The organism is Streptomyces marinisediminis (assembly GCF_026262575.1).
In the GTDB taxonomy this organism is placed as follows: Bacteria; Actinomycetota; Actinomycetes; order Streptomycetales; family Streptomycetaceae; genus Streptomyces; species Streptomyces marinisediminis.
Map to the genome: position 1 here is coordinate 185,209 of NZ_JAPKFL010000004.1, position 21,040 is coordinate 206,248.

Here is a 21,040-nt window from a genome sequence, read left to right on the forward strand (position 1 = left end):
TCGCGTCCGGGCCGCCTCCGGAGCGTAAGGAGCACCGCCGTGGACACCCCTCCCCCGGCCGGGAACGGCGCGGAACAGGACTTCGGCCTCCCCGGGATGTCGCGCGCCCGGCGGGAGGCGTTCCTCGCCGAAGCGCGCGTCGGCGTGCTCGGCGTGCGGGACGTGCGGCGGGACGCGGACGGGCCGCTGCTGGCCCCGGTCTGGTACGCCTACGAGCCGGGCGGCGACGTCCTCGTGCAGACCGGCCGCGCGTCGCTGAAGGCGCGCTGCGTGCGGGCCGCCGGGCGGTTCAGCCTGTGCGTGCAGGACGAGCGGGCGCCCTACCGCTACGTCAGCGTGGCGGGTCCGCTCGTCGAGGTGCGCGACCCGGTGGACGCCGCGGTCCGCACGGCGCTGGCCCACCGCTACCTGCCCGCCGACACCGCGCCCGGCTACCTGCGGGCCACCCGCGCCCAGCTCGTGGACGACGTCACCCTGCGCCTGCGTCCGGAGCGCTGGCGCACCGCCGACTTCTCCGCCTTCGCGCAGGCGTTCGCCTGAGCCTCCGCCGCCCGCGGGGCCGCCCGTCCCAGGGAGGTGCCATGAACCCGCTGCCCGACGCGGCCCGGCCGGTGCCCGCCGCCTGGCACGGCACCGTCACCGACTACCCGCGCACCCGCTGCCTGCACCACCTCTTCGACGACGTCGCGCGCGCCCACCCCGACGCGCCCGCCGCCCGCCACCACGGGCGCGTGCTGACCTACCGCCTGCTGCACGCCCGCGCCGCCGCGCTGGCCGCCCGGCTGCGCGCGGCGGGCGTGCGCCGGGGGCGTCCGGTGGGCGTGTGCGGCACCCGGTCCCTGGAGGCGCTGGTGGCGATCCTCGGCGTCCTGCGGGCGGGCGGCGTCTGCGTGCCGCTGGACGGCGCGCTGCCGCCCCGCCGGCTGCACGCGATGGCCGAGGACGCCGACGTGAGCGCCGCCGTCGTCCTGCCGGGCAGCGGCTGCCCGGTGCGGCGCCCCGGCGTGCGCGTCGACCTGGCCGACGGCGGCCTGCTGCCGGGGGGTGACGCCGCCGCGGCGCGCGGTGGTGCGGACGGGCCGGAGGACCCCGGCACGGCCGCCGGGGAGTGCGCCCAGATCGTGTTCACCTCCGGCTCGACCGGCCGCCCCAAGCCCGTCGCCGTCCCGCACCGCGGCATCGTGCGGCTGGCGCGGTCCGACGCGCGGCTGGGCGCGCCGGGCCCGGGGGACGGCGTGCTGCACGGGTACGAGCTGTCCGCCGACGCGTCCACCATCGAAATCTGGTCCGCGCTGCTGGGCGGGGCGTGCCTGGTGCTCGTGGACCGCGACGAACTCCTCTCCCCCGCCGCGCTGGAGCGCCGCCTGCGCGCCGACGGCGTCACCGTCGCCTACCTGACCACCGGGGTCTTCCACCTGGTGGCCCGCACCCGCCCCGGCGCGCTGCGCGGCCTGCGCTACGTCTCGGCGGGCGGCGAGGTGCTGGACCCCGCGCTGGCCGCCGCCGTCACCGCCGCCTGCCCGGACACCACGGTGTGCAACCTGTACGGGCCGACCGAGAACGCGGTCGTCTCCACCGTGCACGTGCTGCGCCGGGGGCCGCGCGGCCCGGCCGCCCGCCCGCTGCCCATCGGCCGCCCGCTGGCCAACTCCACCTGCCACGTGCTGCGCCCCGACGGCCGCGCCGCCGCCGTCGGCGAGGTGGGCGAGCTGTACGTCGGCGGGGACGGGCTGGCCCTGGGCTACCCCGGCGACACCGCGCTCACCGCCGCCCGCTTCGGCGCGCACCCCGCGCGCCCCGGCGAGCGGCTGTACCGCACCGGAGACCTCGTCCGGTGGCGTGCCGACGGCGCGCTGGACTACCACGGGCGCGCCGACCGGCAGGTGAAGGTGCGCGGCCACCGCGTGGAGCCGGCGGAGGTCGAGGCCCGGCTGCGCGCCTGCCCGGAGGTGGGCGAGGCCGTGGTGGTGTGCGGCGGGGCGCCGGGCGGCGGGCCGGCGCTGGCCGCGTTCGTCACCCCGGCGGGCGACGGCGCTCCGGTGCCCCTGCCCCGGATACGCGCCCGCCTGGCCGACTGGCTGCCCGCGCAGGCCGTCCCCGACGTGCTGCGCTGCCTGCCCGCGTTCCCGGTGACCGAGGGCGGCAAGGTCGACCGGCGACGGCTGCGGGCGCTCGCCCGCGATGACGCCGCCGCGCCCCGGCCCGCGGCGGGGGCGGGGGCGGGGGCTGCGGTGGGCCACGGCGAACCGCTCGCCACGCTCGCCGGGATCTGGCGCACCGCGCTGCGCGCCGACCCCGCGCCCGGCGACGACTTCTTCCGCCTGGGCGGCGACTCGCTGCGGGCCGCCGAGGTCGTCGCGCGCACGCTGGCGGCGCTCGGGCTCGACGCGGCGCACGGCAGCCGCCTCGTCCGGGCCCTGCTCACCGACCGCACCCTCCAGGGGTACGCCGCCGCGGTGCGCGCCCTGCGCCCCGGGGAGGACGACGGCGCCCGCAGCGCCCCGCCCGCCCGGGGACCGCGCCGGCCGGAGGCCCGCGCCGCCCCCGGGCCCCCGGTCGGCTCGGTGGGCGGGGCCGCCCCGGAGCCGCGGGAGGCGGTGGACTTCGCGGCCGAGGCCCGGCTCGGCTTCCCGCTGCCCCGCGCCCGCGGCCCGGCCCCCGCCTGGCGCACGCCCCGGCACGTCCTGCTCACCGGCGCCACCGGCTTCGTCGGCGCCTACCTGCTGGACCGGCTGCTGCGCCGCACGGACGCCACCGTGCACTGCCCCGTGCGCGCCCGCGACCCCGGCCACGCCGCGCGCCGGGTGGCGGCCAACCTCACCCGCTACGGCCTGTCCACCGACGGCCTGGCCGACCGGGTCGCCTGCGTGCCCGGGGAGTTGGGCGCGGCGCGGCTCGGGCTGGCCCCCGAGCGGTGGGCGGCGCTCGGGGACACGCTCGACCTGGTGCTGCACTCCGGCGCCCGGGTCAACTTCCTCTACCCCTACGGCGCGCTGCGCGCCGCCAACGTGGGCGGCACCCGCGAACTGGTCCGGCTGGCCGCCCCGCGGCGCGTGCCGGTGCACTTCCTGTCCACGGTCGCGGTGCTGGCCGGGTGCGGCGTCGCGGGCGCGGACGAGGTGGCCGAGGACGCGCCACTGGCCCACCCCGAGGCGCTGAGCATGGGGTACGCCGAGAGCAAGTGGGTGGCCGAACGCCTGCTGCGGCACGCCGCCGACGCGGGCCTGCCCGTCACCGTCCACCGCCCCTACGAGGTGATGGGCGACCAGGAGCGCGGCGTCTGCAACACCGAGACGGCGATCTGCTCCCTGCTGCGGGTCGTCGTCGACACCGGGCTCGCCCCGGACATCGCGCTGCCGATGGACTTCGTCCCCGTGGACCACCTGGCCGACGCGGTCCTCGCGCTGGCCACCGGACACCGGGCCACCGGGCGCACCTACCACCTCACCAGTCCGCGTCCGGCGCTTCTGGGCGACGTGCTGGAGCGCCTGCGCGCGTTCGGCTGCCCGGTGCGCACGCTGCCCTACGCCGCCTGGGTCGACCACCTCGTGCGCTACGTCGGCCGCCACCCGACGAGCCCCACGGCGCCGTTCGTGTCCCTGTGCGTGGACGCGTGCCGCACCGCCGACATGTCGGTCAAGGAGATGTACCTGCGCGGCACGTTCCCCCGGCTGCGGCGCGACAACGCCGAGCGCGACCTGGCGACGGTCCCGGCCTGCCCGCCCACCGACGCCTCCCTCGTCGACCACTACCTGCGCCACCTGTTCCGCACCGGCTACCTGACGCGCCCGCACGGCGGCGGATGACCCGCGCCCCGTCCGCCCGCACGGCCGGGCGCCGCGCCCCGGCCCCGGGCGCTGCCGCCCGCGCGAACCCCGCCCCGCACCCGGCCCCGCGTCCGGTCCGGGACGCCCCGCGCGGCGGACCCCGGCGCCGCCACGGGGCTTCCGCTCCCGGCACGGGCGGCGCCCCGAGGGCTCTTTTCGGCCAACCGGACGGCCGGGGTGGGGCAGCGCCGGGCCCGCGGTGTCTTGTAACTTCTGTCAGTTGGCGGGTGACGCGTGGCCACGCGGGCGCGCTGGGTGAGGTGTCAGACCAGCCATAGCGTTCGGGGGGAACTGCCCATTCCGGCAGGGAGAGGGCAGACTGTGGGGCACGCGGCACCGCACGACGGGAACACCCGGAACACGAGGGGGCACTCATGGTCGCCGACCCGGGCACGGGGCTGCGCTTCGCGGTGTTGGGCCCCATACGGGCCTGGCGCGACGGGGAGGCGCTGAACACCGGCTCACCGCAGCAGAAGGCGCTGCTCGGCGCGCTGCTGCTGCGCGGCGGACACACCGCGACCGCACCGGAGCTGGTGGACGGCATCTGGGGCGAGGAGCCACCGCAGCAGGCGCTCGCCGCGCTGCGCACGTACGCCTCCCGGCTGCGCAAGGTGCTCGGGGCGCAGACGCTGGTCAGCGAGTCCGGGGGCTACGCCATCCGCACGGGCCCGGCCGCCCTGCTGGACGCCGACGAGGCAGCCCGGCTGGCCGGCGAGGCGGAGAAGGCCGCGCACGCCGGGGACCGCCAGGGGGCCCGCGCCCTGTACACCGAGGCGCTCGCGCTGTGGGACGGCGAGACGCTGGCCCACGTCCCCGGCCCGTACGCCGCGACCCAGCGCACCCGGCTGGAGGAGTGGCGGCTCACCCTGCTCGAACACCGGCTGGACCTGGACCTGGAGACCGGCTGCCACAGCGACGCCGTCTCGGAGCTGACGGCGCTGACCTCCGCCCACCCGCTGCGCGAGCGGCTGCGCGAGCTGCTGATGCTGGCGCTCTACCGCAGCGGCCGGCAGGGCGAGGCGCTGGCCGTCTACGCCGACACCCGGCGCCTGCTCGCCGAGGAGCTGGGCGTGGACCCGCGCCCGGAGCTCTCCGACCTCCAGCAGCGCATCCTGCGCGCCGACGACTCCCTGTCCGCGCCGGCCGAGGCCGCCGCCGAGCCGTCCTTCGTCCGCCCGCACCAACTCCCGGCCACCGTGCCGGACTTCACCGGCCGCGCCACGTTCGTCACCGAGCTGAGCTCGCAGCTCGCCACCGCGGAGGGGCGGATCATGGCCGTCTCGGCGGTGGCCGGCATCGGCGGGGTGGGCAAGACGACGCTGGCCATCCACGTCGCGCACGCCGCCCGCGAGCACTTCCCCGACGGGCAGCTCTACGTCGACCTCCAGGGCGCCAGCGCCAGCCCCGCGGACCCGCAGGCCGTGCTCGGCGCCTTCCTGCGCGCGCTGGGCACCCCCGACACCGCGGTCCCCGACGGCCTGCACGAGCGGGCCGCGCTGTACCGCTCCCTGCTGGCCGGGCGGCGCGTCCTGACGCTGCTGGACAACGCCCGCGACGCCGCGCAGGTGCGGCCGCTGCTGCCCGGCACCGAGGGCAGCGCCGCGCTCATCACCTCCCGGGCCCGCATGATCGACCTGGCGGGCGCACACCTGGTCGACCTCGACGTGATGAGCCCCGAGGAGGCCATGACCCTGTTCACCCGCATCGTGGGCGCCGAGCGGGTCTGCGCCGAGCGCGAGGCGGCGATGGACGTCGTCGCCGCCTGCGGCTTCCTGCCGCTGGCCATCCGCATCGCCGCCGCCCGCCTGGCCGCCCGCCGCACCTGGACGGTCGCCGTGCTGGCCCGCAAGCTGGGCGACGAGCGGCGCCGCCTGGACGAGTTGCAGGCCGGCGACCTGGCCGTGGAGGCGACGTTCGAACTCGGCTACGGCCAACTGGACGCCGAACAGGCGCGCGCCTTCCGGCTGGTGGGCCTGGCCGACGGGCCCGACATCTCGCTCGCCGCCGCCGCCGCGATGCTGGACCGTGACGCCGACACCGCCGAGGAACTGCTGGAGTCCCTGGTGGACACCAGCCTGCTGGAGTCGGCCGCGCCCGGCCGGTACCGCTACCACGACCTGCTGAGGCTCTACGCGCGTGCCTGCGCCGGGCGGGAGCACCAGACGGGCGAGGGCGACGCGGCCCTGTCCCGGCTGCTGGACTTCTACCTCGCCACGGCCACCGAGGTCTACCGCCTGGGCCGCCCCGGCGACCGCGTCCCCGCCCACCTGGCGCCCACCGACCGCCCCGGCCTCGTCTTCCCGGACCGCGCGGCCGGGCTGAACTGGCTGTTCACCGAGGCCGACTGCCTGCTGGGGGCGGCCAGGACCACCGCGCCGGCGATGCTGCGACGGGCCGTGGACCTGCTCATCGTCGCGCGGAACCTGGCCGAGTCCGGCTCCTACGTGCGCCAGGCGGTCCAGATCGCCACGGACCTGCTGGCCCTCGCCCAGCGGACCGGGGACCGCCACAGCGAGGGCCGGGCGCGCACGGTCCTGACCGTCGTCAACGTCTCCTCCGGGGCGCTGACGCAGGCGGAGGAGCACGGCCGCGCGGCCCTGGCGCTGGCCGAGACCACCCGGGACCCGCTCGTGCTCGGGCAGGTGCGCAACGAGCTGGGCATCGTCCGCACGTACCAGGGCCACTACACCGAGGCCAAGAAGAGCCTCAGCGCGGCGCTCGACGCGTTCCGCCTGGACGGCAACCGCGCGGGCGAGGCGAGCGCCATGAGCAACCTCTCGCGGACGCACGGCGACAGCGGCTTGCCCCAGGAGGCCCTGAAGCTGGCCCGGCAGGCCCTCGCCATCTACCAGGAGCTCGGCGTCACGCTGCGCATGGCGAACGGCATGTACGCGCTCGGGGTGGCCCTCAGCTACACCGACCAGCACGCCGAGGCCCTGGACCACTTCAGCAGGGCGCTGACGATCTTCGAGAGCAACCGCATGGCCCTGTGGGAAGGCATGACGCGCTTCCGGATGGCCCGGTGCCAGCTCGAACTGGGCAACGTCTCCCAGGCGATGAGCCTGTCGGAGCAGGCGCTGACCAAGCTGCGGGGCATCGGCGGGGACTGGCGGCACGGCCAGGTCCTGACCGTTCTGGGCCGCTCGCTGCACGCCCTGGGCCAGACGGACCGGGCCCGGGCCTGCTGGCAGGAGGCGCTGCACAGCTTCCAGCAGCTCCGGGTGCCCGAGAGCGTCGAGGTGCAGCGGCTGCTCGACGCCTCGGTCACCGTCTGAGGGCTTCGGCCCCGCCGCCGCGTTCATCGTTCGTTTATCGCCGTTGGCCATGCTCAGGACATCGACGCGTTTCCGCCAGGCCGGGGTGACGCGTCGGCGTTGGGGGGGTGCCCGTCCGGCGGTTGGCGGGGGAGCCGCCGGTCGGGCTCAGGCCACCGGCAACAACAACGGGGAAAGAGAGACGGACATGACGGAGCAGGAGAAGCGGAAGATCGTGGTCAAGCCGCTGGGCGAGGGGGAAGGCCCGGCCGACGCGGTGGCGATGGGGGACGGTCACATGACCGGTGAGCCCCAGCACCGCGAGCCCGGGGCGTCGCACAAGCCCACCGACTGACCACCGCCTCGGGGGAGGCGAGGGGACCGGCCACGACGGCTGAGAGGGGAGTCGTCGTTGCCGGTCCCCAACGCTTGTTCTCAGCCAATTAGTTCATGTATTCACTGTTCTGACCGGCTTGCGGCTAACGTCCTCTTCGTAGGCATTCCCGAGGAGTTGGAGAACCCCATGACCTGGACCAAGAAGCTGCTCGTCGCCGCCGCCGTCACGGCCGGGGTGTTCGGCGCCGTCGCGGCCCCCGGGCTCACGGACGGGGCCATGACCGCCCCCGTCGCGTCCGACAGCCACATCACGGTGGCCCCGACGGGCGACGGCCACATCCTCGTCGCCCCGAGCGGCGACGGCCACATCTCGTGACCCCCCGAGCGCCCCGCCCGCCGATCCGGGCGGCGGGGCGCTCACCACGCGTCCCGTGCCCGCCCGAGCGCCCCGGCCCCGCCCACGGAGCCGGGGCGCTCGCGCGTCCGCCTGGACGCCCGCCGCGGTGCCGGCGCCGGCGCCGCGCGCCGCGCGGGCGGTCAGGCGGGTAGCCGGGTGCCGTGCTCGGCGTCGAGGGCGTAGACGCAGCGGTCCTTGCTGCACGCGTACACCACGCCCCCGGAGACCAGCGGCGGCCCGGTGATCTCGCCGTCCGTGGCGAGCTTCCAGCGGAGTTGGCCGCCGACCGCGTCCAGGGTGTAGAGCGACTGGTCGGTGGAGCCGAAGTGCACCCGGCCCTCGGCGGCGACGGGGGCGCCCACCAGGTCGCCCTGCGCCTCGAAGCGCCAGCGCCCGGTGCCGGGGACGGCGTCGATGGTGTAGAGCGCGCTGCCGCTGGCGACGTGCACCAGGCCGTCGGCGACGACGACGGGCTCGGCCGAGGTGCGCGGCTGGGTGGGGATGCGCCAGCGGTCGTGCCCGGTCGCCGGGTCCAGGGCGTAGACGACGCCCCGGTAGTCCGCGACGTACACCCCGCCCCCGGCCACCGCGGCGCCGGGCGCGAACGCGGCGGGGCTCAGGAAGGGGTCGGGGCCGTGGAAGCGCCACCGCTCGGTGCCGGTGGCCGCGTCCAGGGCCAGCACGCGCGAGCCCGCGCAGACGTAGAGCGCGCCGTCGGGCGCGGGCAGCAGGCGCACGGGCACGCCGCCGGTGGCGGAGGCGTCGCCCACGGGGTACGTCCAGCGCTCGGTGCCGCTGCGGGCGTCCAGCGCGTACAGGTGGCCGTCGGCCCACAGGTGGACGGTGCCGGCGTGGAGCACGGGGGCGGCGTCGGGGGTCTCGAAGTCGCTCTGGGCGCCGGTCAGCTCCCACAGGCGCTCGCCGTCGGACGCCGACCAGGACTGCACGGCGCCGCCCCGGGTGGCGGTGACGACGACGCCGTTCCCGGCGCGCAGCGCGTAGACCCAGCCGTCGACGGCCGTCTTCCACCGCTCGGTGCCGTCGCGGGCGTCGAGCGCGAACAGGCTGGGGCCGTCGGAGGCGTGCACCCGGCCGTTCGCGACGGCCATGGACCAGGCGACGTCGCGCGTCTTGAACCGGCGCCTGCCGGTGGTGGTGTCCAGGGCGTGCACCTCGAAGGAGGTGACATAGAGCAGGTCGTCCGCGACGGCCGGGGTGCCCCAGACGTCGTTGGACATGCGGAAGCGCCACGGCCGCCAGCGTCCGGGCCCGGCGGGGCCCGGCGCCGGGGCGGGCGTGGCGGGCGACGCCGCGGACGGCGCGACGGGGGCCGGTGCGACGGCGGACGGCGTGGGCGTGCCCGGGGACGCGCCCACGCCGGCGGGCGGGCGGACCCACTCGGCGGCCGGAGCCGGGGCGGGCTCCCGGCGCACGTCGGCCCGCAGCGGCCCGGGGCCGATGGGCGCGGGGGCGCCGGGCAGGTGCACGGGCGAGCCGTCGGCCGTGCCGGGCGGCGCGACGGCGCCCACGCTCACCGGGGCGGGCCCGGACGGCGGGCCGGGGGCGTGCGGCGGCGGCGCGGGCACCTGGGGCGGCACGGGCGGCGGCGCGGCGGGGGCGGGCCCGGCCGGGGCGGGCCCGGGGGCGTGCCCGGGGCCGCCGACCGGGCGGCGCGGGGGCCGGTTGCGCCCACCGCGCTTGCGCTCGATCAGCTCCACGGCGCCGCCGGGCAGCCAGGCCGAGGCGGTGCCGCTGTCGTCCCCGCCGGAGGAGAACAGGTGCGGGGCGAGCTGGGCCTGGAGGTCGGCCGGGGTGGGGCGCTGCTCGGCCTCCATGTGCATGCAGGACTCGATCAGCGGCCGCAGATCCCCGGGCAGCCCCTCCAGGTCGGGCCCGTCGCGCAGCAGCATGAACACCGTCTCCACCGGGTTCGCGCCGTGGAAGGGGGCGTGCCCGGTGGCGGCGTAGACGAGCGTCGAGCCGAGCGAGAACACGTCGCTCGCGCCCGTCACGCTGCGCGAGTCCTTCGCCTGCTCCGGTGACATGTAGGCGGGCGTGCCGACGGCGACGTTCGTCATGGTCAGCCGGGTGTTGGAGACGCCGGAGGCGATGCCGAAGTCGATGACCCGGGGCCCGTCCTCGACGACGAGCACGTTCGACGGCTTCAGGTCCCGGTGCACCAGGCCCGCGCTGTGGATGGACTGGAGCGCCTCGGCGATGCCCGCGGCCAGCCAGCGCACCGCCTGGGTGGGCAGCGGGCCGCACTCGGTGACGATCTCCTCCAGCGAGGGCGCGGGCACGTAGGCGGTGGCCAGCCAGGGGATCGCCGCGCGCGGGTCGGCGTCCACGACGGCGGCGGTGTAGAAGCCGCTGACGGCGCGGGCGGCCTCGACCTCGCGGGTGAAGCGCACGCGGAAGAGCTGGTCCTCGGCCAGCTCGGTGCGCACCGTCTTGATCGCCACCCGGCGACCGGAGGCCGACCGGGCGAGGTAGACCAGACCCATCCCCCCGGCGCCGAGCCGCCCGAGCACCTCGAACGGACCGATCCGGCGCGGATCGTGCTGGGTCAACTGATCCACCATGCCCTGTCACCTCCCCGTGGGGGCCCGACGTCGTTCCCGCCCCGCGCAGCTTCTCACCGCTGCCCGGTGCCAGCGGTCCCCGGCCGATTCTTCCTGTCCAGCGCCCCGGAGGCGAACCCGGGGGCGGTTCGGTCGAGTCTCCCGCACTCCCCCACAAAGCGGGTCCCCGCGCCCCCGGCGGCGCTCAGTGCTCCCCGCCGTGCCGCGCGCTTTGCTCCGGCTCCGCGGGCGGCGCCCCGGCGGCCCCGGTGCCGAGGACGGCGAAGGCCGCGCCCTGGTCGTCCGCGAGCACCGCCCAGCGGCCGTAGGGGCCGGTCTCGGGCCCCCGGGTGACGCGCCCGCCGAGCCGCCGGGCGGTCGCCGCGGTCGCGTCGCAGTCGGCCACGGCGAAGTAGGGCAGAAAGTGCGCGGGGAGCGCCTCCGGAGTGCCCGGGGGCACCAGGCACCGGGCGACGACGGCGTGCTCCTCGTCGGCGGGCTCGCCCCCCGGCACCCACACCACCCGCTCCGCCACCCCGGCTTCCGTCCCCGCCTCTCCGGTACCCGCCCCGTCGGAACCGGCCACACCGGCCGCGTCGGCACCGGCCGCACCGGCCCCGTCGGCACCGGCCGCACCGGCCGTGCCGTCGGCATCGCGAGCACCGGCCGCCCCGGGCGCGCCGGGTCCACCGGCGGTTTCCCGCCCGGCCTCGCCCGGCGCCGCCTCGCCCGAGGTCTCCGGACGCGGGTCCGGCCCGCCCGGGGCGGTGCGGTCCGGGGCCACGTCACCCGCGGAGCCGGCGCCCGGGGGCACCTCACCCGAGGTCGCCTCACCCGAGCGCTCCCCACCCGAGCGCTCCTCGTCCACGGGGTCGGGCCCCGGAACCGTCTCCGCCGAGCCCGCCCCACCCGCAGGGGCGCCCTCCGGGCCCGTCCGCTCCGGGGCCGTCCGCTCACCGGGGTCGCCGGGGCCGCCCGGGGCGCCGGGCCGGGGCGGCGCGTCCGGCCCGCCGGGGTCCCCCGGCTCACCCGGTTGGCTCAGGGCCCGGTAGCCGAAGACCTCCGGGTAGAAGGCGTCGACCGCGCGGGGGTGGCGGGTGAAGAGGTCCACCCACCGGTACGCGCCCGGTTCGCCCAGCGCCTCGAAGCCTCGGTGGGCGCCGGGCTGCCACAGCCCGAACACCGCGCCCCCGGGGTCGGCGGCGACGGCCATGACCCCGGCCGGGCCGGTGCCGACGGCCCGCGGTTCGGTGATCACCTGGCCCCCGGCCGCGCGCACCCGCCCGGCGGTCGCCTCGGCGTCGGGCGTGGCCAGGTAGACCGTCCACACCGTGGGCATCCGGCCGTCGGTCTTCTGCATCAGCCCCGCGACCCGCCGCTCGCCCGCCCGGGCGGCCGCGTAGGAGCCGGGGCCGGGGGCCGCGTCCTCGAAGGTCCAGCCCAAGAGGCCGCCGTAGAAGCGCCTGGCCGCGGCCAGGTCCGCGACCATGGCGTCGGCCCAGCAGGGCGCCCCCTCCGCGAAGGCCGCCGCCGTGCCGGTCGGTCCGTCCGTCAGTGCCGCCATGGGACGCGCCCCTTCCTCCCGGGATGTCCGGTTCACCGTATGGTCCCACCGCCGACGGGGTTCGGCCCCCGCTGCCGGGCCGCCCGGGGTACCCGGACGGCCCGGATCGCCGCGCGGTCGCGGTCGGGTACCCGTTTGCCTGTGGGCAGATGCGGGCAAATCCCCCGTCGGTAAGCTGACGACATGACAGGAACAGTTCGAACTGTTGACGGCCGGGTGGCCGGACGGCGCGGGCAGGCGACGCGTCAGAAGCTGCTCGACTGCCTCAGTGACATGCTCAGCTCGTCGCCCTACCGCGACGTCAGGGTCATCGACGTCGCGCGCAAGGCGGGCACCTCGCCCGCGACGTTCTACCAGTACTTTCCCGACGTCGAGGGTGCGGTGCTGGAGCTGGCCGAACGGATGGTCAAGGACGGCGGCCGGCTCACCGACCTGGTCTCCGGCCGCTCGTGGACGGGCAAGGCCGGGGCCAGAGCCGCCGAGGAGCTCGTCGACGGCTTCCTGGCGTTCTGGCGCGAGAACGACGCCATCCTCCGCGTCGTCGACCTCGCGGCGGCCGAGGGGGACAAACGATTCACCAAGCTGCGCACGAAGCTGCTGACGCCGGTGACCGGCACGCTGGCGGACGCCGTCCGGGAGCAGCAGGCCAAGGGCCGCGTCGACCAGGGGGTCAGCCCGGCCGCCGTGGCCGGCTCGCTGGTGACCATGCTCACCGGCGTGGCCGGGCACCAGAAGGGCTTCTCCGCCTGGGGCGCGAAGCAGGCCGACATCAAGCCCGCCCTCACCCTCCTGGTCCACCTCACCGTCACCGGGCGCAAGCCCGCCCGCTAGCGGCACGGGCCGAAGCGCCCGGTGCCCGGACCTGTCACCGGGACGCCGCGCGCGCACCGGCCCCCGCCGGGCGGCGCCGTCAGCCGGTGGGGCGTGTGTAGAGCAGCCGGTCGGGAGCCCCGGACCGGCCGGTGACCGCGCCGGTGGTGGCGCGGGAGGTCAGCGTGGCGGCGACCCGCCCCGGCGAGGCCAGCGGCTGCCGGGCCAGGACGAGCGCCGCCGCCCCCGCCACCTGCGGCGCCGCCATCGACGTGCCCGAGCGCGTCGCCGTCGCGGTGTCCGAGGTGTGGCCCGCCGAGACCACCGCGTCGCCCGGCGCGAACAGGTCCACGCAGGAGCCGTGGTTGGAGTAGGCGGCGCGCGCGTCGTCGCGGGACGTGGCGGCCACCGTGAGCACGGACGGTTCGCGCGCGGGCGACTGGCCGCAGGCCGGGGCGTTGCTGTTGCCCGCCGACACCGCCACGGTGACCCCCGCCCCCACCATCGCGCGCACGGCCGCGTCCTTCGCGTCGCTCGCGCTGCCGCCGATGCTGACGTTGGCCACGGCGGGCCGCTGGGCGTTGCGCGCCACCCAGTCGTACCCGGCCAGCACGTTCGCGGTGGTGCCCAGGTTGTCGCAGTTCAGCACCTTCACCGCCACCAGCCGCACGCCCTTGGCGACCCCGTGCGTGGCGCCGCCGAGCCCGGCCGCGACGTGCGTGCCGTGGCCGTGGCAGTCGGACGCGGTGGTGGTGCCGTCCACGAAGTTGTAGCCGTAGCGGGCGCGGCCGCCGAACTCCCGGTGGCCGACGCGGATGCCGGAGTCGACGACGTAGGCGGTGACCCCGGTGGCCGTGGTGTCGTAGGTGTAGGCGTCGTCCAGCGGCAGCCTCCGCTGGTCGACCCGGTCGAGGTGCCAGCCGGGGTCGGTCTGCGTCCCGTCGCCGCGTTCGAGGCGGTTGGGCTCCACGAAGGCCACGGCCGGGTCGGCCGCCAGCCGGCGCGCCTGGCGCTCGGTGGCCCGGACGGCGAAGCCCCGCAGCGCGCTGGTGTAGGTGCGCTCCACCGCGCCGCCGTGCGCGCGCGTCAACTGCCGCGCCCGGTCGCGCACCTGAGCGGCGCCGGTGGTCCGCCGCTCGTCCATGACGACGATGTACTCCCCCGCGACGACGGGCCCGCGGTCCGCTCCGCGCACTGTGCCCAGCGGCTCCGGTTCGCCCGCCGCGGCCCCGCCGACGGTTCCGGCCAGCACCGCCACCACCACGGCGCCCACCGCGCCCAGCCGCCATCTGGTCCGTATCCGCACGCCCGTGCCCTCCTCGCCCCGCCGCTTCCGCACCCGACGGCCTGCCGGGCGCGGGGGCACTGTAGCGCCGGATCGGCCGGAACGACCCCGGCCCCGCGCCACCGTGACCGAGCGTCGCGGGCCGTCGGGGCGGCGGTCCGGACGCGAGCGGGACGGCGAGCGGACGGGAAGCGGAACGCGACACGGGACGGGAGGCGGAACGGGAAGCAGGACGGGAGGCGGAACGACGGGCGGGACGGGAAACGCGGGAAGAGGCGCCGCGCGTCTCCACGGCGGTGACGGGCGGCGGGTGGCGGACCGTGCCGGGCGGGCCACGCGGGGCACGCGGCCCGCACTAAGCTCATGGGCATGCCCACGCCCGCTCACGAGTCGACGCCTGTCCACATAGTCGGCGCAGGCCCCACGGGGCTGGCCGTCGCCGCCGCACTCACCGCGCGGGGGGTGCGGACCGTCCTGCTGGAGAAGTCGCCCGGCGCGGGCGGCGCCTGGCACGGCCACTACGACCGCCTGCGGCTGCACACCACCCGGCGGCGCTCCGGACTCCCCGGCCGGCCCATCCCCCGGGCGGCGGGGCGGTGGCCGGGCCGGGACGACATGGTCCGCTACCTGGAGCGGTACGCCGAGGAGCACCGCCTGGAGATCGCCGCCGGGGTGGAGGTCACCCGCGTGGAACCGCTCGCGGAGGCGGCGGACTCCGGCCCCGGGGCCGCGCGGTGGCTGCTGCACGGGAACGGCGGGCGGCGGCTGCGCGCGCCCGCCGTCGTCGTGGCGACCGGCTACTGCCACACCCCGCACCTGCCCGACTGGCCGGGGCGGGACGGCTACACCGGGGAGCTGCTGCACTCGGCGCACTACCGCGACGCCGCGCCGTACGCCGGGCTGGACGTGCTCGTGGTCGGCGCGGGCAACAGCGGGGCGGAGATCGCCGCCGACCTCGCCGACGGCGGCGCCGGCCGCGTCCAGCTCGCCGTCCGCACCCCGCCGCACATCCTGCGCCGCTCGGCGCTGGGCTGGTCCGCGCAGACGACCGCGATCCTCACCCGGCGGCTGCCGCTGCCGGTGGGCGACCGGGCGGCGGCGCTGGCGGCCCGTGCCACCGTCCGCGACCTGAGCGCCCACGGGCTGCCCCGTCCCCGTCCGGGCCTGCACACCCGGGCCCGCGCCGGTTCGGCGCCGCTGTACGACGCCGGGCTGGTCCGCCGCGTCCGCCGCGGGCACGTCGAGCCGGTGGCCGCCGTGGAGTCCTTCGACGGGGACAAGGTGCACCTGGCCGACGGCACGGTCCTCTCCCCGCAGGTGGTCGTCGCGGCGACGGGCTACCGGCCCGGGCTGGAGGAGCTGGTGGGCCACCTGGACGTGCTGGACGCGCACGGCACACCCCGGCCGCACGGCCGCCGGGCCGCCGCGCCCGGGCTGTTCTTCGCCGGGTACGCCCAGCCCGCCAGCGGGCCGCTGCGGGAGATCGCGCGCGAGTCCGACCGCGTGGCGAAGGCCGTGGCCCGCGCGGTGGACGGTGGGCGGCGCGGCGGCCGGGCGGCGCGCCGGGCCTGAGCACACCGAACCCGAGCCCGCCGAACCCGAGCCCGCCGGGCCGCCGCCCGGCCCGAGCGCACCGGCCCGGTTCGGGGACGGCCGGTGTGGCGGGTGCCGCGCGCCCTGCGCGACGGCGGCAGGCCGCCACCCGGCTCATCGACGACGACCCGCACTCGCCGAGGAGCGACCGGAGCCCCCGGCTCCGTACGACCCTCGGCGTCCCCTCGCGACGAATCGCTCCCGACCAGGGTGATCAGCCGCATTTCCGAGGTCAACACCCGAGCTGGACCAGACCAGGCGTTCGCCCGGCTATGCCCGGTTATCTCCCGCGCCCCGGATGCGCGTACGCCTGCGGCGCCACGGGCCCGGCGGCCGGCTCCGCGGGCGACGCCGGGACGGCCGGACCGCCGGGAGCGCCCGGGACGGCCGGACCGCCCGGGACCGCCGCGTCCGGACCGGCCGCCGCCGCGACGAGCGTGCGCCCGCCCCCGCAGCCGTCCAGCTCGCACCAAATGCGCTTGCCCCGGCCCTCCGGCTGCCAGCCCCAGCGGTCGGCCAGGCCGTGCACGAGCTCCAGGCCGCGTCCGCCGGAGTCCTCGTCCCCGGCCCGGCGTCGGCACGGGGGGCAGTGGCTGGCGTCCGCGACCTCCACCCGCACCGCGCCCGCCCCTCCGGCGCGCGGCTCGGGCAGCAGTATGCGCAGCACGGCCGGCGCGCCGGTGTGGACGACGGCGTTGGTCACCAGCTCGGAGATCAGCAGGATCAGCGTCTCGCCCAGCGGGCCGTCCGCACTGATCCCGGAACCGGCGAGCCGTGACCTCGCCCACCGCCGGGCGCGGCCGACCTCGGTCGGGTCCGCACCGATCTCCAGTTGCGCCTGAAGCATCTGCACCGTTCACACCACCAGTACCGACGTGGTCACGTGCCGTGACCCCGGAGCAAGACAGCCTGCTCGACACGCCACCGCCCGAACAAGCACGTAAGGCGTATTCCGGCGCAAAGGAGTACCTGTCCCGCACACTGTGCGACGCCCGCCGCGCCGACTCGAACGCGGACGCACCCGGCGCCGCGCCCCACGGAGGGTACCGGAGGCCCGCGCGACCCGACCCCGCGCGTCCGGCACGAGGCCGCACCGGGCACCCACGACCCCGCACGGACCCCGGGTGGTCACGCAGGGTGAGCGCGGCGGCCGTTCATCGGACCGGCGAGGGGCGGCTGCGGGGCTTCGGGCCGTCAGCGGGCGCGCGGAGTGGTCAGGCCGTCAGCGGGCGGGCGGAGATGTCCGTGGCGGCGTCCAGGTCGGAGTAGCAGGCGAACAGCCGCCGCACGCCGAGCGCCGCGAGCACCCGGTTGACGTGCGACCCGTCCACCGCGCCCTGGGCGGGCAGGATCAGCCGCAGACTGCCGGAGCAGGCGTGCATCAGGCGCCGCGCGGCGATGAGCACGCCGACGCCGCTGGAGTCGCAGAACAGGACGCGCGAGAGGTCGAGCACCACGTGCAGACGACCGTCCGCCACCGCGTCGTGCACGTGGTGGCGGATCGCGGGCGAGGTCACCAGGTCGAGTTCACCGGAGACGCGCAGGACGGTCCACTCCCCGCGCTCCTCCTCAACCACCGTCAACGACACGTACCGAAGCCTTTCCTCGCCCTGCCGGAATCGGTCCTTCCGCTCGGCTGCCCAGCCGCTCGCGGTCGGAAACGACGTCCCCCACCCGACCCTAAGCCCAAGCGGCGCCGGCACCACCCACGATTCCCGCGGCACCGGTCGGCCCCGCCCGGAACGGCATGTGATGTCCGGCATGTCCCGGGCCGCTCGGCGCTCCGGTGGCCCACCGCGTCACGGTGTCGCCACGATACGGAGCCGCTCCACCCCGGAGACTTTGCCGCAAACCGCCCTGCGGTGCCACCCCCTTCACCTACATTCGACGGTACGCCGAGGTCTGGGGGTCGAGACGATGGCACACGACACACCACCGCGCTGGGACCGCAAGATGCAGCAGCGGCTGGTGCGCGGCGAGGCCGCCGCGCTCGGGGAGCTGTACGACCGGTTCGCTTCCCTGGTGTACGGCCTGGCCTACCGGGTGCTGGACGAGGAGGGCGCGGCGAGCGCCGTCACCCGGGAGGTGTTCGCGCGGGTGTGGGAGCACCCGGACGCCTACCGGCCCAAGGACGGCCCGCTGCGCTCCTGGCTCGCCGCGCTCACCCGGCAGGAGGCGGTGCACAGCCTGCGGGTCCGGCACGAGGCCGACGGCGGCCCGCCCGAGGAGTTGGAGCAGCGGGTGCGCGTCGCCTCGGCCGCCGCCCGCGCGGACTACATCGTCACCGCCATGCCCTACACGCTCCGGGCGGCGCTGGAGCTGGCGCACCGGGGCCGCCGCACCTACCCCGAGGCCGCGCGGGACCTGGGCGTCACCGACGCCGAGGCCCGGCGGCGGCTGCGGCTGGGCCTCCAGCTCCTGTCCACGGCGACGCCGCTGCTCCCGCCCGGCCCGGCCGACCCGGCAGGCCCGGCCGGTTCCACCGGGCCCGCCGGGACAGCCGGGCCCGAGGTCCGGTCGTGAGCGGCCCGCCGCTGCCGGGCGGCGACGTGGGGCCGGACGGCGCGGCGGAGCCGCCGCGCATACCCCCGCAGCGGTCGTCCGCCGACGGCCACGGCGCCGAACCGCGGACCACACCGCACCGCGACCCCCTCCAGCCGGCCGGCCGCCAACCCCCGGCCGACCTCCTGCCGACGCCCGGGCCCGAGGCGGCCGAGTACGACCACGGCACGCTGAAGTCGCTGCTGGGCGCGTGGGCGCTGTCCGCCTGCCCGGCGGGCGAGGCGATCGCCGTCGAGGCACACCTGACCGACTGCGCCGCCTGTGCCGAGGAGGCGCTGCGGCTGCGGGACGCCGTCGGCCTGCTGCGCCGCGAGGAGAGTCTGGACCTGGACCCGCGCCTGCGCTCCCGGGTGCTCGCCGGCTGCCTGGACCGGCGCCCGCCGCGCATCCCCGTCCCGGAGTGGGCCGGGCCCTACGACGCGCAGACGGCGCGGCTGGACGCGCTGCTGCGCGACATGGGCGGGAGCGAGTGGGGTGCGCGGGTGCGCCTGCGCTGGTTCGACGGGCGGCGGCCGCAAACCCGCACCGCGACGGTCGCCGAGGTCGTCGGGCACCTCACCGCGATGGACGGGCTGGTGGCCGGCGCGCTCGGGCTGCCCGACCCGCTGGCCGTCCCCGCCGACCCGGCGGTCGTCGCGCGCACCGAGGCGTACTGGCGGCAGATGGCCGAGCAGTCACCGCCCGCGGTGCGGGAGCCGTGGCGCACGCAGACGCACACGCTGGTGCAGGCGGCCGCGTTCGCGGTGGGCCGCACCGAGGACCTCGTGGTACCCGGCGCCGGACTGCCGCTCGCGGACGCCTTCCTGGATCGCGCCTTCGAGTGCTGGGTGCACGCCGCCGACATCGCGGAGGCGGTGGACTACCCGCACGAGCAGCCGACCCCGGCCCACCTGCGCCTCCTGGTCGACCTGGCCGCCCGCATGCTGCCCGCCGCCCTGGCCGACCGGCGCAGATCCGGGCTCGCCGCTCCGGCGCGGACGCTGACGGCGGCGGGCGCACCCGGCCGCTCCCTGCACCTGGAGATCGAGGGTGCCGGAGGCGGCGACTGGTACATCCCACTGGACTCCCCCGGCGCGGTGGGCTGCGAGCACCGCACGGTCGCCCACGTCGCGCTGGACGGGCTGGAGTTCTGCCAGCTCGCCGCGGGCCACGTGGCACCGGACGACGCGGCGGCGGGCGCCGTGGGCGACCGGGAGGCCGTCCACGACGTCCTGCTCGCGACGGCCTCGCTGAGCCGGATGTGACGCCCGCCGCGCGAGGGAACGCTCGGCGCCCACCCCCGGCACGCGCCCACCCCGTGGACCCACTCGGTCCCGGCAACGCCGCGAGCGGGTGCCGGGCGTCGCGCCGGGGCGGACCCCGGCTGACGCGGCACTACGCGAAGACGACGGTGCGGTGGCCGTTGAGCAGCACCCGGTGCTCGCTGTGCCACTTGACCGCGCGGGCCAGCGCCTGGCACTCCACGTCGCGGCCGACGGCGACGAGCTGTTCCGGCGTCACCTCGTGGCCGACGCGCTCGACCTCCTGCTCGATGATCGGCCCCTCGTCCAGGTCCGCCGTCACGTAGTGCGCGGTCGCGCCGATCAGCTTCACCCCGCGGGCGTGCGCCTGGTGGTAGGGCTTGGCGCCCTTGAAGCTCGGCAGGAAGGAGTGGTGGATGTTGATGATCCGCCCAGGCAGCGCCTTGCACAGATCGTCCGAGAGCACCTGCATGTAGCGGGCGAGGACGACGAGTTCCACGCGCTCGGCCGCCACCAGGTCCAGCAGCTTCGCCTCGGCCTCCGCCTTGGTGTCCCGGGTGACCGGGATGTGGTGGAAGGGGATGCCGTAGGAGCCGACGAGCTCGGCGAAGTCGGTGTGGTTGGAGACGACGGCGACGATCTCCACCGGCAGCGCGCCGATGCGTCCGCGGAAGAGCAGGTCGTTCAGGCAGTGCCCGAACTTGCTGACCATCAGCACCACGCGCATCCTGGCCTCGGCCCGGTGGAGCTGCCAGTCCATCGCGAAGCTGTCCCCGATCGCGGCGAACGACGCGCGCAGCTTGTCCAGCGTCACCGGCGGATCGGCGCTGAAGTGGACGCGCATGAAGAACAGGCCGGTGTCGTGGTCGCCGAACTGCCGGCTGTCCTCGATGTTGCAGCCGGTCATGAACAGGTAGCTGGACACGGCGTGCACGATGCCCTGTTTGTCCGGGCAGGAGAGCGTGAGGACGTACTGGTCGGCGGGGGCCGGGTCAGGGGCGGCGGCGGGCGGCGGCGTCATGGGCACCAGGGTGGCACATCCGGCGCCGCGGCTCAGGCCGCTCGCAGCATCACGGCCAGCACCTCCAGGGACTTCGGCGGCTCGTCCGGGTCCTCTCCGTCGCTCCCGGCGAGCAGGACGTGGGCCTCCCGGGCGGCCTGCCGCGCCTCGGCCCAGCCGGGGTGCTCCAGGTACGCGGCCACCGGGGCGTCCGCGCCGACCTGGTGGAGAATGCGCAACACCCGCAGCACGGCGGCGTCCACGGCCGCCGCCTCCGCGGCGTCCCGGAAGACCGCGCCGACGTACTTCTCCGCCGACCAGTGATCCAGCCAGGTGTCCTCCACCAAGCGGTAGACGGCGTCCGTCACGTCCCCGTAGCCGGGACGCCCGGCGAGCCAGTACGTCTGCTGGAAGACGGGGTCGGAGAGCATGTGCAGCGCCGAGCGCACGTTGCTGCGCCAGCGCCACCACGGCATGTCGTTGACCGGCATGCCGCCCATGGTGGAGTACCGACGGCCGCTGCGGGAAGGGCTCTCGTGGGCTTGCACGGTCACCGATCGTACGTTCCGCCCCCGCGGGGCGTTCCGGGAGGTGCCCGCCGGACGGCCAC

The 21,040-nt window shown here is 77.2% G+C and carries 15 protein-coding genes and 1 pseudogene; 9 read left to right on the forward strand and 7 right to left on the reverse strand.

The features are described from left to right. Nucleotides 1–39: 39 nt before the first annotated feature. From OSB71_RS05115 to OSB71_RS05135, 5 genes and pseudogenes are all read left to right on the forward strand, one after another. Complete coding sequence (locus OSB71_RS05115; protein ID WP_265944648.1) at nucleotides 40–540, forward strand: pyridoxamine 5'-phosphate oxidase family protein; 501 nt, start codon at nucleotides 40–42, stop codon at nucleotides 538–540. Nucleotides 541–581: 41 nt separating this feature from the next. After that, nucleotides 582–3,806: a non-ribosomal peptide synthetase gene (locus OSB71_RS05120; RefSeq protein WP_265944650.1), complete on the forward strand. Its 3,225-nt coding sequence runs from the start codon at nucleotides 582–584 to the stop codon at nucleotides 3,804–3,806. 353 nt (nucleotides 3,807–4,159) lie between these two features. After that, nucleotides 4,160–7,102: pseudogene (gene afsR, locus OSB71_RS05125) on the forward strand (SARP-family global regulator AfsR); the annotation flags it as partial. Between the two features lie 187 nt (nucleotides 7,103–7,289). After that, complete coding sequence (locus OSB71_RS05130) at nucleotides 7,290–7,436, forward strand: hypothetical protein (RefSeq protein ID WP_265944655.1); 147 nt, start codon at nucleotides 7,290–7,292, stop codon at nucleotides 7,434–7,436. A 168-nt stretch (nucleotides 7,437–7,604) separates the two neighbouring features. Further along, on the forward strand, nucleotides 7,605–7,793 hold the full coding sequence (locus OSB71_RS05135; protein WP_265944657.1) for a hypothetical protein: 189 nt from the start codon (nucleotides 7,605–7,607) through the stop codon (nucleotides 7,791–7,793). 161 nt (nucleotides 7,794–7,954) lie between these two features. Here OSB71_RS05135 and afsK read toward each other — a convergent pair whose 3' ends face one another. Continuing rightward, entirely contained in the window at nucleotides 7,955–10,396 is a 2,442-nt protein-coding gene (gene afsK / locus OSB71_RS05140) for a protein serine/threonine kinase AfsK (protein WP_265944659.1), read from the reverse strand. 184 nt (nucleotides 10,397–10,580) lie between these two features. Next, nucleotides 10,581–11,939, reverse strand: a complete 1,359-nt coding sequence (locus tag OSB71_RS24575; protein WP_416237195.1) for a VOC family protein — start codon at nucleotides 11,937–11,939, stop codon at nucleotides 10,581–10,583. A gap of 183 nt (nucleotides 11,940–12,122) precedes the next feature. Here OSB71_RS24575 and OSB71_RS05155 point away from each other — a divergent pair, with 183 nt between their 5' ends. Further along, the gene (locus tag OSB71_RS05155) at nucleotides 12,123–12,770 is read left to right on the forward strand and encodes a TetR family transcriptional regulator (RefSeq protein WP_265944661.1); all 648 of its coding nucleotides are present in this window, start codon (nucleotides 12,123–12,125) and stop codon (nucleotides 12,768–12,770) included. 79 nt (nucleotides 12,771–12,849) lie between these two features. Here the strand turns inward: OSB71_RS05155 and OSB71_RS05160 are convergent, their stop codons facing one another. Beyond that, nucleotides 12,850–14,055 carry a S8 family peptidase gene (locus OSB71_RS05160; RefSeq protein ID WP_265944663.1) on the reverse strand — a complete coding sequence of 402 codons (1,206 nt, stop codon included), beginning with the start codon at nucleotides 14,053–14,055 and terminating at the stop codon, nucleotides 12,850–12,852. A gap of 348 nt (nucleotides 14,056–14,403) precedes the next feature. Between OSB71_RS05160 and OSB71_RS05165 the strand changes: the two genes are divergently transcribed. After that, nucleotides 14,404–15,606: a flavin-containing monooxygenase gene (locus tag OSB71_RS05165; protein WP_265944665.1), complete on the forward strand. Its 1,203-nt coding sequence runs from the start codon at nucleotides 14,404–14,406 to the stop codon at nucleotides 15,604–15,606. A gap of 301 nt (nucleotides 15,607–15,907) precedes the next feature. On the opposite strand, the gene OSB71_RS05170 is transcribed toward OSB71_RS05165, so the two are convergent. Then, nucleotides 15,908–16,480 carry an ATP-binding protein gene (locus tag OSB71_RS05170; protein WP_265944667.1) on the reverse strand — a complete coding sequence of 191 codons (573 nt, stop codon included), beginning with the start codon at nucleotides 16,478–16,480 and terminating at the stop codon, nucleotides 15,908–15,910. 361 nt (nucleotides 16,481–16,841) lie between these two features. After that, nucleotides 16,842–17,216 carry an STAS domain-containing protein gene (locus OSB71_RS05175; RefSeq protein WP_265944669.1) on the reverse strand — a complete coding sequence of 125 codons (375 nt, stop codon included), beginning with the start codon at nucleotides 17,214–17,216 and terminating at the stop codon, nucleotides 16,842–16,844. 328 nt (nucleotides 17,217–17,544) lie between these two features. Here OSB71_RS05175 and OSB71_RS05180 point away from each other — a divergent pair, with 328 nt between their 5' ends. Further along, the gene (locus OSB71_RS05180; protein WP_265944671.1) at nucleotides 17,545–18,150 is read left to right on the forward strand and encodes a sigma factor; all 606 of its coding nucleotides are present in this window, start codon (nucleotides 17,545–17,547) and stop codon (nucleotides 18,148–18,150) included. Next, nucleotides 18,147–19,433 (forward strand): zf-HC2 domain-containing protein, encoded by a 1,287-nt coding sequence (locus tag OSB71_RS05185; protein ID WP_265944673.1) that lies wholly within the window; start codon nucleotides 18,147–18,149, stop codon nucleotides 19,431–19,433. Before OSB71_RS05180 ends, OSB71_RS05185 begins: the two co-directional genes overlap by 4 nt. 130 nt (nucleotides 19,434–19,563) lie before the next feature. On the opposite strand, the gene purU is transcribed toward OSB71_RS05185, so the two are convergent. Both purU and OSB71_RS05195 read right to left on the reverse strand, forming a co-directional pair. Beyond that, the gene (purU, locus tag OSB71_RS05190) at nucleotides 19,564–20,451 is read right to left on the reverse strand and encodes a formyltetrahydrofolate deformylase (protein ID WP_265944675.1); all 888 of its coding nucleotides are present in this window, start codon (nucleotides 20,449–20,451) and stop codon (nucleotides 19,564–19,566) included. A 32-nt stretch (nucleotides 20,452–20,483) separates the two neighbouring features. Continuing rightward, the gene (locus OSB71_RS05195) at nucleotides 20,484–20,984 is read right to left on the reverse strand and encodes an SCO4402 family protein (protein WP_265944677.1); all 501 of its coding nucleotides are present in this window, start codon (nucleotides 20,982–20,984) and stop codon (nucleotides 20,484–20,486) included. Nucleotides 20,985–21,040: the final 56 nt, after the last annotated feature.